Here is a 12,595-nt window from a genome sequence, read left to right on the forward strand (position 1 = left end):
GATCCTTATTGTCGGCGGGCCAGCTCCCGCTGAATATGCTCCAGCAGAATATCGATGTTAATGGGCTTACGCAAAAATGCAGCGGCGCCCAGACTGAGAGCGTACCGCTGCATATTTTCATCAGCATGACCGGAGATAAAGAGCACGGGCGGCGGCGGTACGGCCAGCAGCCGCAGCTTGTCAAACAGCTCCAGGCCGCTCATGCCCCGCAGCTTGATATCGGTGATCACCAGCGCCGCGCCGGACAGGGCGAAAGGATGGCTCAGAAATACCTCTGCCGAATCAAACGTATCGGTCGAATAGCCTTCCGACTCCAGGAGATTACTCAGCCCGCTGCGGACGGAACGTTCGTCATCAATGATGGCAATGCGCCACGGCAGCGTCATGCTGTCTTTCCTCTAACAAATCATTAAACGTCGCGATCGTCCTTCGCGGGCGCAGGGGGCGCCGTGCCGCTGATTTTCGGCACGCATTCGTGACGAAACCAGGCGAGGGTAAGCGGTTCGCGACTCAGTAAACGCCGACCCACCGGGATGAGCTGTTCGCCCACCAGCATGCCAAACAGGCCAAGCAGGGCGACAACCGGCGGCGCCGGGGAATGGACGTCGAGCAGAGCGTAAATTACCCCAGCAGCCACGCCGCACACCAGCGAAATTATCCATGCTTTCATGACGACGCTCCCGTCTGCGAGTTGGCCTGCGGAACGGTCACATGAGGAGGGGGCGCGGCGTCGCGGGATAACAGATGGCGCGTCGCCTGTTCACCCGCCAGCATCCCGAGCAGGCCAATCAGCGCCAGCGCGGGCGGCGCGGGGGAGCGCACCTTCAGCACGGCATACATCAGGCCAATCAACACGGCTGCGGCAAGGGATATCAGCCCAGTACTCATTGTGAACTCCAGAGAAAGAGGCGGCGGCGAGCCGGATGAGGGACCAGCCCGCCAGCGGAACTTAGCGAGCCGGGACCGGCGCTAGGGTGCGGTGCTCGCTCTTCTGGCGAGACGGCGCTTTGTGCACCATGGTGTAGGCGTAATCCACGCCCATGCCGTACGCGCCGGAGTGCTCGCGCACGATATCCATCACCGCGGTGTAGGTATCTTTACGCGCCCAGTCGCGCTGCCACTCCAGCATCACCTGCTGCCAGGTCACCGGGATCACGCCCGCCTGGATCATGCGCTGCATCGCGTAGTCGTGGGCTTCTTTGGAGGTGCCGCCGGACGCGTCCGCCACCATATAAATTTCGTAGTCGCCTTCCAGCATCGCGCACAGGGCAAAGCTGTTGTTGCACACTTCGGTCCACAGGCCGGCAACCACCACCTTCTTCTTGCCGTTGGCCTTCAGCGCGTCGCGCACCTTCTGGTCGTCCCAGGAGTTCATGGAGGTACGCTCCAGGATGTCCTGGCCCGGGAACACGTCCAGCAGCTCCGGATAGGTGTTACCGGAGAAGCTTTCGGTCTCAACGGTGGTGATGATGGTCGGGATGTTGAACACTTTGGCCGCTTTCGCCAGCGCCACGGTGTTGTTTTTCAGCACCTGGCGGTCAATAGACTGCACGCCAAACGCCATCTGAGGCTGGTGATCGATAAAGATTACCTGACAGTTCGCAGGGGTTAACACTTCGAGCTTTGAAGAGGTCATAGCATTTTCCAGTGGTTAAGGGTGAAATCGCCGCGAGCGCCGCGACGATAAAATCACTCTCATCCTGCGGTTTTCCGTCCCTGGGCGTAATTATCTCTTCGTATAGTTAACCTTAGGTATAGTTATACTTTGGTATACCTATCCTATTGTATAACTGGATCTTTGCCGAAACCGGTTCCCATAATCCTGACCATTCCCCTCTCAGTCAGGAGCAGTTTATGGTTACCCTCGGTAAAGCCGATCTCATTCTGGTTAACGGCCAGTTTCACACCGTCGATCGCGAAAACCCCGTCGCGGAAGCCGTTGCCGTGCGCGACGGAAAATTTCTGGAAGTGGGTACCGTCGCCGAGGTGATGCAACACCACTGCGACGGCACCAAAGTGGTGGATTTGAAAGGCCACACCGCCATCCCCGGCCTGAACGACTCGCACCTGCACCTGATCCGCGGCGGGCTGAACTACAACCTCGAGCTGCGCTGGGAGGGCGTGCCGTCCCTGGCCGACGCCCTGCGGATGCTGAAAGAGCAGGCCCTGCGCACGCCATCGCCCCAGTGGGTGCGCGTGGTGGGCGGCTGGACCGAGTTCCAGTTCGCCGAGCGCCGCATGCCGACCCTGGACGAAATCAACGACGCCGCGCCGGACACCCCGGTCTTCATCCTGCACCTGTACGACCGCGCCCTGCTCAACCGCGCCGCGCTGAAGGTGGTCGGCTACACCAAAGACACGCCGAACCCGCCGGGCGGGGAGATCCAGCGCGACGCCAACGGCAACCCGACCGGGATGCTGATTGCCCGTCCGAACGCCATGATCCTCTACGCCACGCTGGCGAAAGGGCCGAAGCTGCCGCTGGAGCAGCAGGTCAACTCCACGCGCCAGTTCATGCGCGAGCTGAACCGCCTGGGGCTGACCAGCGCCATCGACGCGGGCGGCGGCTTCCAGAACTACCCGGAAGATTACAAGGTGATTGCCGAACTGCACGAGAAAAAGCAGATGACCATCCGCATCGCCTACAACCTGTTTACCCAGCGTCCGGGTCACGAGCTGGAAGACTTTGAAAAATGGACCGACATGCTCACGCCGGGCCAGGGCAGCGACTTCTTCCGCCACAACGGCGCGGGCGAGATGCTGGTCTTCTCCGCCGCCGATTTTGAAGACTTCCTCGAGCCGCGCCCGGACCTCGCGCCGGGCATGGAGGACGAGCTGGAGCGCGTGGTGCGCCATCTGGTGGAGCACCGCTGGCCGTTCCGCCTGCACGCCACCTATAACGAATCCATCAGCCGCATGCTGGACGTGTTCGAGAAGGTGAACCGCGACATTCCGTTCAACGGCCTGCACTGGTTCTTCGACCATGCGGAAACCGTCACCCAGGCCAACATCGACCGCATCAAAGAACTGGGCGGCGGCATTGCCGTCCAGCACCGCATGGCCTTCCAGGGGGAATACTTTGCCGAGCGCTACGGCATCGAAGCCACCCGCCACACGCCGCCGGTGGCGAAAATGCTCGAGACCGGCGTGCCGGTGGGCTTAGGGACGGACGCCACCCGCGTGGCGAGCTACAACCCGTGGACCGCGCTCTACTGGCTGGTCTCCGGCCGCACCGTCGGCGGGATGCAGATGTACGACCACAGCGCCCGTCTGGACCGCGATACCGCCCTGATGCTCTGGACCCAGGGCAGCGCGTGGTTCTCCAGCGAGCAGAACCAGAAGGGGCAGATCAAGATCGGCCAGCTTGCCGATCTGGCGGTGCTGAGCAAAGACTACTTCCGCGTGCCGGAAGAGGAGATCAAGGGCATCGAGTCCGTCCTAACGGTGGTCAACGGCGACATCGTTTACGCCGCAGGCAGCTTTGGCCCGCTCGCGCCGCCTTCCATTCCGGTTCTGCCCGAGTGGTCGCCGGTGGTCAAGGTGCCGGGCCACTACCGCAGCGCGCCGCCGCAGGCCGCACGCGTCGGCATGAGCGCCGTCCACCACTGCAGCGGCCCGTGCGGGGTTCACAGCCACCAGCATGATTTCGCCCGCACGTCAGAGATGCCGGTGTCCGACGATAACGCTTTCTGGGGGGCGCTGGGCTGCAGCTGCTTTGCATTCTGATGAAAAACACTTTTACCCCGCCCCGGGTCGACCTGGGGCTGTTCTTCCTGCGCCTGACCGGCAGCCTGCTGCTGCTGTACGTGCACGGCCTGCCGAAGGTGCTGCACTTCAGCGAAGAGCTGACGCGCATTGAGGATCCGTTCGGCTTCGGGCCTTACGCCAGCCTGATCCCGGCGATTGTCGCCGAAGTGGTTTGCCCGCTGTTTATCATTGCGGGCGTGTACACCCGCCTGGCGTGCCTGCCGATTATCGCCGTGCTGCTGGTGGCGATGCTGGCGGTCCACCCCAACTGGTCGATTGCCGAAGGGCAGTTTGGCTGGCTGCTGCTGATTATCTTCACCACCCTTGCCCTCACCGGGCCGGGCCAGTGGCGGCTGCAGCGTAAGGCAGCGGAGAGGTTCGCATGACCCAGGTTAACGACGTTCGCGACGCACACGTCGAGACGACGCCCGCATCGACGGTTTCGCCCTGGCAGCCGCTGAGCCAGCCGGTGTTCCGCATGCTGTGGATCGCCACGGTGGTCTCTAACGTCGGCTCATGGATGAGCGACGTCGGCATCAACTGGAGCATGCTGACCCTGAGCGCCGACCCTTTAGATATCGCGCTGGTGCAGGCGGCCAGCAGCCTGCCGATGTTCCTCTTCGCCCTGCCGTCCGGGGTGATGGCGGACATCGTCGACCGACGTAAATACCTGCTCTTCTCCCAGCTGTGGGTGTTCATCGCCGCCGCCGGGCTGACGGTGCTCTCCTTCACCGGACACGTTACCCCCGCCGTTCTGCTGGTGGCGACGTTCCTGCTGAGCGTGGGCGCGGCGATGAGCTCGCCGCCGTTCCAGGCCGTGGTGCCCGATCTGGTGAGCAAGCCGGAGCTGGGCGCCGCCGTGGCGCTGAACTCGCTGGGGGTAAACATCAGCCGGGCGATTGGCCCCGCGCTGGGCGGTTTCCTGCTGTCGCTCGCCGGACCGTGGATGGTGTTTGCCCTCAACGCGCTGTCCGTGGTCGGCGTGGCGTGGGTGCTGTGGCGCTGGCGTCCGGCGCCGTCCGTGCAGCGTCTGCCGCCGGAGCACTTCTTCTCCGCGGTGCGCTCCGGGATTCGCTACGTGCACGCCGCGCCGGTGCTGCGCAACGTGCTGGTGCGCACCGTGGCCTTCTTCGTTTTCGGCAGCGCGGGCTGGGCGCTTCTGCCGCTGGTGGCGCGCCGCGAGCTGGGCCTGGGCCCGGCGGGCTACGGCGTGATGCTGGCGTGCATTGGCCTGGGGGCGATTGCCGGGGCTATCCTGCTGCCGCGCCTGCGCCAGCGGCTGAACGCCGACCGCCTGATGGTGGCCGCCAGCCTGACGTTTGCCCTCACCATGCTGGCGCTGGCGTTCGTGCGCCACGTCTGGCTGCTCAACCTGTTTGAGTTTTTCACCGGCTTCGCGTGGATTGCGGTGCTCTCCACCCTTAATCTCGGCGCGCAGCGCAGCGCCGCCCGCTGGGTGAAGGCCCGCGCGCTGGCGGTCTACCTGACGGTGTTCTTCGGCTCGATGACCGCAGCAGCGCCATCTGGGGGCAGATCGCTTCCCGGTTCGGCACCCCGACCTCGCTGGTGGTCGCCACCCTGGGGATGGTGCTGGCGAGCGCGACGGTGTTCCGCTGGAAGCTGGGAAAAGATCCGGACCTGAACCTCGACCTCAGCGGCCAGCCGCTGGACGGCGTGGAGATTGACCTGCCGAACGAGCGCGGCCCGGTGCTGGTGTCGCACGAGTACATCATCGACCCGCAGAACACCAAGGCCTTCCTGGAGGCGGTTCACGAGCTGCGCCGGGTACGCCGCCGCGCCGGGGCGATGAGCTGGGCGGTGTACGAGGATATTGAGCGTCCCGGCCTGTTTATCGAGACCTTCCTGATGGGCTCGTGGATTGAGCATCTGCGCCAGCAGGAGCGCCACACCATGAATGACCTCCTGCTGCAGAGCCGCGTTCTGGCTTTTCATCAGGGCACAACATCACCGGCTATTCGCTACCTGGTCGCGCCGGTATAACCCTAACCATCACCTGCACAGGAACACACTATGGCAACGTTTAAGGCAAAAGACGGCACGCAGATTTACTACAAGGACGGCGGCGCGGGCAAACCGGTTCTCTTCAGCCACGGCTGGCCGCTGGACGGCGACATGTGGGACAGCCAGCTGAACTACCTGGCGGAGCGCGGCTTCCGCGCCATCGCCTTTGACCGTCGCGGGTTTGGCCGCTCGGATCAGCCGTGGAACGGCTACGACTACGACACCTTTGCGTCCGACATCAACGACCTGATTACCACCCTGGACCTGCAGGACGTGACGCTGGTGGGCTTCTCCATGGGCGGCGGCGACGTGACGCGCTACATCAACAACTACGGCAGCGCGCGCGTGGCCGGTCTGGCGCTGCTGGGCGCGGTGACGCCGATCTTCGGTAAATCCGATACCTTCCCGCAGGGCGTGGATCAGAGCGTGTTCGACGGCATTCGCGACGGGCTGCGTAAAGATCGCGCCCAGTTCATCAGCGACTTCGCGACGCCGTTCTACGGCATCAACGCCGGGCAGACCGTCTCTGCCGGTGCGCTGACCCAGACGCTGAACATCGCCCTGCTGGCGTCGCTGAAGGGCACCATCGACTGCGTGACCGCGTTCGGCGAAACCGACTTCCGCCCGGATATGGCGAAAATCGACGTGCCGACGCTGGTGATCCACGGCAGCAACGACCAGATCGTGCCGTTTGAAACCACCGGCAAGCTGGCGGCAGAGATGATCAAAAACGCCACGCTGAAGGTGTACGACAACGCGCCGCACGGCTTCGCGCTGACCCACCAGGACCAGCTCAACGAAGACCTGCTGGCGTTTGTGAAGTCGCTGTAAGTTCCCTGGGCTGACGCCAGAAGGCGTCAGCCTGAATATGCACTTCCGGACATACCAAATTTGAGCGTAGAACTCCCTCTCCCTTGTGACTAGTATTCCTTCATTTCAAAGGGAGACTACATAAGATGAATATCCAGTTTCATAAGCGGCTAACTCGAAAGTTTATCATCGCTATTTTAACATCCTCTTCATTTGTCACAGCCTGTACATTTAGCGTTATATGGTTCTATCTTGCGAATATTGACCGGCTTGATATTTTATATGATGCATTGAGCGTGAGTAGTGCAGTAGGAATAATATTTGGGTTTACCCTTGTCTCACTACTTGGCTTCAGCCTTGTCATTTTTATCTCATCTTTCCTTGCTTACTTAATTTACACCGCACATGAGAAAGAGTTTGTTAAATACGAAGGTTTGACACATAGCTTTACCTCAGTCTGTTTTGGTAATAGCGTTGTGATGTGCGTTGTGCTTATCGGAGCGTTCTGCTTACAATTTTTTCTGCATGTAAATGGTTTTATCGTTCTTGCCTTAGCGATAGCAATAATACTGGCCGCATCGTATGGCTTATGCTACAAGCTTATGTTCAACGTTCAGTCATATAAGGATGTTGATGATACGCGTGATGTAAAATATTTGCAGAAAAACGCCGTCAGGAACTGGCTGCCTCTATTATTGATTGCCCCTGCTTTTACACAAATCTTCCCACTCATTTTTATCGCGGGTCAGCTAGATTTTAACGAAGAAAGTAATACGTTCTTACAGGTTATCATTTTCCTTGCACTCTCGGTCGCGATGATTATTGTGGGTATCTTCCCAGGAATGATCCTGATAAACGAAAAGAAAAATAAAAATTTATTGCAAATAATCATTTATACACTAATCATTATTCCTGTCAGCATGCTTGTCCTGACAATGATTTTCCGCCCCACCCCCAATATGATCATTAACATGACCATGAACCTTTCCGGCATTAGCGACTGGCGCACACATCAATATTACATAGATACTCACACTCACCCGCCAGCGATGTTTGATGGTTTAACATGGAACACACGTTACTATAAAGATATCCCTTCGAGATTCTTTATCACCGGCGTAAACATTTTCTCGCTTGGAAACATTCAGCTTATTTGCCCTACGCAAATCAATCATGCCAGATCGCTGAGCCTGAAAACTACGCCAGACAACTTTGACGAATATGACCTTCGCATAAAACGGTTAAAAAACACCGCTATGAAATGTATCCCGTTTAAGAAGGATGAGATACACCAATGGGATTCGCCTATAGCTGAACCTGTTTATTTTCAGAAAATTAAATCTACCGGTGATAGCCTTTTATTAAAGTTGCTTCATGATATCAAGTAGCTTTTTAAGAAACGCCCGCAGCGCGGGCGCTACTTAATCAATTCACCGTAAGCGGAGGATCATGCTTCTGCCCGGGCTCAACGCGTTATGGCCAAATTCGACGTGACGACGCTGGTGATTCACGGCAGCAACGACCAGATCGTGCCGTTTGAAACCACCGGCAAGCTGGCGGCAGAGACGATCAAAAACGCCACGCTGAAGGTGTACGATAACGCGCCGCACTGCTTCGCGCTGACCCACCAGGACCAGCTCAACGAAGATCTGCTGGCGTTTGTGAAGTCGCTGTAAGTCATTACGCGAAGCCTGATGGCGCTTCGCTTATCAGGCCTACAAGGGCTGATTTTGTAGGCCGGGTAAGGCGCAGCCGCCACCCGGCGCTTTCGCAGACGCGTTCCGCTCCGCCAGCAGCCGACAAATCTCCGCATGCTTCTCCTCGGTAAAGGTAAAGCGCGACATAAACACGATGCGGATCAGCGACCCAATCGCCGGCAGCAGGCAAATCCCGAAGAACAGCCCCGACAGCACGCCTTCGCTCTGGATTTGCGCCTGCGGCACGTAGCCAATCATCGTCAGAAACACCCCGATTAACCCGCCGCCCACCGCCACCGACATCTTGCCGGTAAAGGTCTGCCCGGAGAAGGTGATCGCCGCGCAGCGCTTGTTCGTGTGGTACTCCGCGTACTCGATGGTGTCGGCAATCATCGACGAGGTGAGGATGTTGGTCATCATCACGAACAGCGTGCTCAGGCCGAGCAGAATAAACAGCATCGTCACCTGCTGATACCCGACAAACCACATCACCACGCGCACCGCCACGTCCAGCCCGCAGAGGATCATAAACAGCTTCCGCTTCTGCATCCGCCGCGTCAGCATCGGCGCGACCAGGCACAGCACCGCCGCCACGATCCCCATCACGCCAATCGCCATCTGCATGCTGCCGTCGCCCAGGTTGTTGATAAAGAAGTAGATATACAGTCCGCCCGCCACGTTATGGAACACGCAGAAAAAGAACGACAGCAGGACGATAAACAGCGGCTTGTTCTGACGTAGGTTGTGGAAGGTATCGCGGATGGTCACCTTTTCCGGGCTCGGCGGCACGCGCTCTTTGATCTGCATAAAGCCGTTGAGCATCAGCGGCAGGCCCACCAGCATCATCACCAGCGCCGCCATAAAGTAGCCTTTATCGTTGCTGTACTGGGCGAAGAACGCCGCCAGCTTCGGGAAGAAGATGTTGGCGCAGGCGATCCCCGCGTTGACCCCGAGCATCGCCGCCGTCACCGCGCGGGTGCGCTGGGCGGAGTCGTTGGTCATCACCGACGACATCGACCAGAACGGGATATCGGAGATGGCGTACAGCGTCCCCCACAGGATGTAAGTCACCCCGGCGTAGAGGATTTTGGTGGTCATGTCCGCTTCGATTTTATAGAACGACAGCAGCGTGACGCCGGTGATCAGCAGCGGCGCGATCAGCAAAAAGTGGCGAAACTTGCCGAACCGGCTGTTAATGGTGTCCATAATGCTGGCAAACAGCGGATCGTGAACCGCGTCCCACGCGCGGGCAATCAGGAAGATGGTGCTCGCCGCTAGCGCAGAGATCCCCAGCACGTCGGTATAAAAATAGTTAATAAACGAACCCACTAAACCAAAGCTAAAACACTGACCTAAACCATAGCCAAAATAAGACCACAACTCGCGAGACGGTATTTTCATTGTCGTTGCCATTGTTATATGCCTGCCTGGTTGCCCGGCGGTGGTCCGCCGGGTCGATATTATTAGCCCTTAACTTTCGGGGCGATCTTGCGCAGCTGCTGCATTAATGCGATTTCACGGCGCGAGAACGGAATGCCGTTCTCCTCGAACACGTCGTGGAACCACAGGCGGCAGTAGTCCGTGGACTCCTTCATCACCACCGGCCACGGCAGCCACGTCTGGGTTTTCCCGCGCACCAGCCCCCACTGGTACGGCGCGACCTTCGCCGCGTACATCAGCGGGAGCTGCTCTTCGATGGTGCTGCCCACGTGGCGCGCCAGCCATTCGGTGCAGAACAGCGGACGACCGAGCTTTTGCAGCTGCTGGATAATCGCCGTCATGCGCCCCGTGTGGGTGTAGGCGTGGAAGCTCACCACGTCCGAGAGCGCCAGCGCGGTCTGGTCCAGCGGGTGCTGGAAGAACGTCTCGCCCTCCTCTTCCGGCGGCAGACGCCACGCGCAGACGGTGAGCGGCTGGGTCGGGTCTTCTTCGCGCACCCACCGGAACGCCAGCTTCATCAGCGCGTGCGCGCAGGTCTCCAGCTTCGCGTCGTACTGCACCTCCTGCGTGCCGGTTGCGAAAATGCCGCGGTTGCCCGGCTCGTTATAAAGATCCCACAGCAGCACGCGCTTATCGCCGCGGAACTGGCGGACAACGTCGCGGATATAGCGCTCAATGTCTCCCCAGCAGTCGGGATCGCACACCTTGTTGCGCCCCGGGCTCGCCGCCGCCTGGCTATTGTGCTTGCCCGGCACCGGCGACTTCTGCGGGCCGAGGTACGGCTCGTCGCCGGAGAAGCCGCAGTCGTCCATCAGGGTCAGCATGGTGCTGAACCCGCGGCCGTCGGCAATCGTCAGAAACCGGTCGATGCGCGCCATCAGCCCGTCGCGGTCGTGCTCCCAGACGATAAACGGCAGGTTGATGCGCAGGGTGTTGTAGCCCGCCTCCGCCGCCCAGCCCAGCTCGCGCTCGATGGTTGCAGCATCGAAGGTCTCTGCCTGCCAGATATCGGTCCAGTTCACCGCCGTCGACGGCAGATAGTTAAACCCGCACAGCCAGCCTTTTTGCTCATACCACGCCTGTACTTGCTCCCTGCTCCACTGCTCTTTCATTACGCGTCCTCTTACTGATAATATTTAGCTAATAAATATTAGTTGCGGGATAAATGCGCAAATCACGGCGTTTAGAAAAGCGATGCCCCTCACAAAGTTCACGCTTCGATGAATGAGAAACGTGATCGACGGCGCTAAAGCGCGCGGTTAGGGTATGATGCGAAGTCGCGAAAGGGAGAGGACGGATGAAGCGAAAAACGAAAGTGACGATGAACGATATTGCGCGGGCGGCGGGCGTGTCGCAGGCGACGGTATCGCTGGTGCTTAACCAGTCCCGCAACATCAAGCTCAGCGACGATACCCGCCAGCGGGTGATTGGCGTTGCCACCGAGCTCGGCTACGACCGCCTCCCCGCCGTTCACGCCCCGCGCAACCAGGAAGAGATCGCCCTGCTGGTCAGCTCCATGCAGAGCTTCGACCCCTTTATCGACGCCATCAGCCAGGCGCGGGAAGCGGCGTGGCGCAACGAGACCCTGCTCACCGTCTACGACTACGGCGACGACATCGAGCTGGCGCTGAACATCATCCGCCAGCTGGAGAAGCGCAACTGCATCGGGATTATTCTCGCCTCTCCGGTCACCACGCTGGTGGACATGACGGCATTCCAGGACTGCACCCGCATTCCGCTGGTGCTGCTCAACCAGCGCGACCCCGGCTCGCCGCTGCTGCCGTCGTTTATCCCAGACGACTACGCCAACGCCTTCCAGGTCACTAAACACCTCATCGCCTGCGGGGCCACGCGCATCGCCCACATCACCGGGGAGAGCTGGATGGAGGCCTCGCGCCAGCGTCTGGCGGGCTACCAGGCGGCATTACAACAGGCCGGACTCGCGTGCGACGACGGCCTGGTGCGCCAGACCAACTGGCAGTTCAGCGAGTCCTTTACCGCGACGGCTTCCCTGCTGGAACTGGCCGAGCGCCCGGACGCCATCTTCTGCGCCAGCGACTGGCTGGCGATTGGCTGCTATCAGGCGCTGGCGGTGAACGGCGTGCGCATCCCGCAGGACATGCTGCTGGCGGGCTACGACGACCAGAAGATCTCCGAGCAGCTCACCCCGCCGCTGACCAGTATCCAGCTGCCCTACAGCGAGCTGGGACGGCTGGCGGTGGAGTACCTGTGCAATCAGGAAGATGCCGCCACGCACGTGACGCTGGCGGGCAGGCTGAAGGTGCGCGCCTCAAGCCTCGTCTGAGGTAAACACCATGCCCGCGTAGGGCTTCTCGCGACACGCCGCCAGCCGCGCGGCGAGGCTGCCCACGTGCAGCTCCAGCTTGTGCCCGTCCGGGTCGAGAAAATAGAACGACGCCCCCTCGCTTTTGTTCTGCTTCCAGACGGTGACGCCCGCCTGCTCGAGCCTTTGCGAGAACGGTTCAAAATCCGCTTCCGCCACGGTAAACGCGTAGTGGGTGTAGTCGCTCTCCTGCGGCGGCACGTGCTGGCGCGCCTCGTCGTACGACAGGCAGACCCACAGATCGCCGCAGGTGAGATAGGCCCCGGTATTCCAGCGGGCGTGCAGCGTCAGGCCCAGCAGCTCGTGCCAGAAGGTGACGCTTTTTTGCAGGTCGCTGACCGCGAGGGTCAGGTGGTTGAGTGATTGCAGCATGACGTGCCCTTTTGTTTTTCGCGCCGGACGTGATACGGTAAAGAGATGAACATAAACCACGCCGTGCTCACCGTAAACCGCTGGTGGCTGCCTTCTTAAAGGCGGCACGGAGTAGTTTTCCCCATTTTCAGATAGCCGCCGAAAGGCGGCTTTCACATTTTTA

At 60.0% G+C, this 12,595-nt stretch carries 12 protein-coding genes and 2 pseudogenes; 7 read left to right on the forward strand and 7 right to left on the reverse strand.

Annotated elements, in window-relative coordinates; all coding sequences use genetic code 11:
• Nucleotides 1-5 precede the first annotated feature (5 nt).
• The 4 genes from V4835_RS20735 to V4835_RS20750 form a co-directional block, all read right to left on the reverse strand.
• The gene (locus V4835_RS20735) at nucleotides 6-386 is read right to left on the reverse strand and encodes a response regulator transcription factor (protein WP_063143235.1); all 381 of its coding nucleotides are present in this window, start codon (nucleotides 384-386) and stop codon (nucleotides 6-8) included.
• A gap of 23 nt (nucleotides 387-409) precedes the next feature.
• Nucleotides 410-670 (reverse strand): XapX domain-containing protein, encoded by a 261-nt coding sequence (locus tag V4835_RS20740; protein ID WP_023334358.1) that lies wholly within the window; start codon nucleotides 668-670, stop codon nucleotides 410-412.
• The gene (locus tag V4835_RS20745) at nucleotides 667-888 is read right to left on the reverse strand and encodes a DUF1427 family protein (protein WP_331413533.1); all 222 of its coding nucleotides are present in this window, start codon (nucleotides 886-888) and stop codon (nucleotides 667-669) included. The genes V4835_RS20740 and V4835_RS20745 overlap by 4 nt, the downstream gene beginning before the upstream one ends.
• A gap of 61 nt (nucleotides 889-949) precedes the next feature.
• The gene (locus V4835_RS20750) at nucleotides 950-1,636 is read right to left on the reverse strand and encodes a hydrolase (RefSeq protein ID WP_331413534.1); all 687 of its coding nucleotides are present in this window, start codon (nucleotides 1,634-1,636) and stop codon (nucleotides 950-952) included.
• Nucleotides 1,637-1,854: 218 nt separating this feature from the next.
• Between V4835_RS20750 and V4835_RS20755 the strand changes: the two genes are divergently transcribed.
• The 6 genes and pseudogenes from V4835_RS20755 to V4835_RS20780 form a co-directional block, all read left to right on the forward strand.
• Nucleotides 1,855-3,726 (forward strand): amidohydrolase, encoded by a 1,872-nt coding sequence (locus V4835_RS20755; protein WP_331413535.1) that lies wholly within the window; start codon nucleotides 1,855-1,857, stop codon nucleotides 3,724-3,726.
• Nucleotides 3,726-4,133 carry a DoxX family protein gene (locus V4835_RS20760; protein WP_063143232.1) on the forward strand — a complete coding sequence of 136 codons (408 nt, stop codon included), beginning with the start codon at nucleotides 3,726-3,728 and terminating at the stop codon, nucleotides 4,131-4,133. The genes V4835_RS20755 and V4835_RS20760 overlap by 1 nt, the downstream gene beginning before the upstream one ends.
• Nucleotides 4,130-5,748: pseudogene (locus V4835_RS20765) on the forward strand (MFS transporter). Before V4835_RS20760 ends, V4835_RS20765 begins: the two are co-directional and overlap by 4 nt.
• A 30-nt stretch (nucleotides 5,749-5,778) precedes the next feature.
• Entirely contained in the window at nucleotides 5,779-6,600 is an 822-nt protein-coding gene (locus tag V4835_RS20770; protein ID WP_331413537.1) for an alpha/beta fold hydrolase, read from the forward strand.
• Nucleotides 6,601-6,725: 125 nt separating this feature from the next.
• Nucleotides 6,726-7,967, forward strand: a complete 1,242-nt coding sequence (locus tag V4835_RS20775) for a hypothetical protein (protein ID WP_047646544.1) — start codon at nucleotides 6,726-6,728, stop codon at nucleotides 7,965-7,967.
• A gap of 75 nt (nucleotides 7,968-8,042) precedes the next feature.
• Nucleotides 8,043-8,255, forward strand: a pseudogene (locus tag V4835_RS20780) (alpha/beta fold hydrolase); the annotation flags it as partial.
• A 39-nt stretch (nucleotides 8,256-8,294) separates the two neighbouring features.
• Here the strand turns inward: V4835_RS20780 and V4835_RS20785 are convergent.
• Together V4835_RS20785 and V4835_RS20790 are read right to left on the reverse strand one after the other, a co-directional pair.
• On the reverse strand, nucleotides 8,295-9,689 hold the full coding sequence (locus tag V4835_RS20785; protein ID WP_331413538.1) for an MFS transporter: 1,395 nt from the start codon (nucleotides 9,687-9,689) through the stop codon (nucleotides 8,295-8,297).
• A gap of 50 nt (nucleotides 9,690-9,739) precedes the next feature.
• A complete protein-coding gene (locus V4835_RS20790; RefSeq protein WP_331413540.1) occupies nucleotides 9,740-10,828 on the reverse strand; it encodes a cellulase family glycosylhydrolase in 1,089 nt (362 codons plus the stop codon).
• Nucleotides 10,829-11,013: 185 nt separating this feature from the next.
• Here V4835_RS20790 and V4835_RS20795 point away from each other — a divergent pair, with 185 nt between their 5' ends.
• Nucleotides 11,014-12,021, forward strand: coding sequence for a LacI family DNA-binding transcriptional regulator (locus tag V4835_RS20795; RefSeq protein ID WP_262800273.1), 1,008 nt, complete (start codon nucleotides 11,014-11,016; stop codon nucleotides 12,019-12,021).
• Here the strand turns inward: V4835_RS20795 and fosA are convergent.
• Nucleotides 12,007-12,432 (reverse strand): FosA/FosA2 family fosfomycin resistance glutathione transferase, encoded by a 426-nt coding sequence (gene fosA, locus V4835_RS20800; protein ID WP_163281779.1) that lies wholly within the window; start codon nucleotides 12,430-12,432, stop codon nucleotides 12,007-12,009. The genes V4835_RS20795 and fosA overlap by 15 nt on opposite strands.
• Between the last annotated feature and the right edge of the window lie 163 nt (nucleotides 12,433-12,595).

This window comes from Enterobacter cloacae complex sp. CARB60 (assembly GCF_036487345.1).
GTDB lineage: Bacteria > Pseudomonadota > Gammaproteobacteria > Enterobacterales > Enterobacteriaceae > Enterobacter > Enterobacter asburiae_D.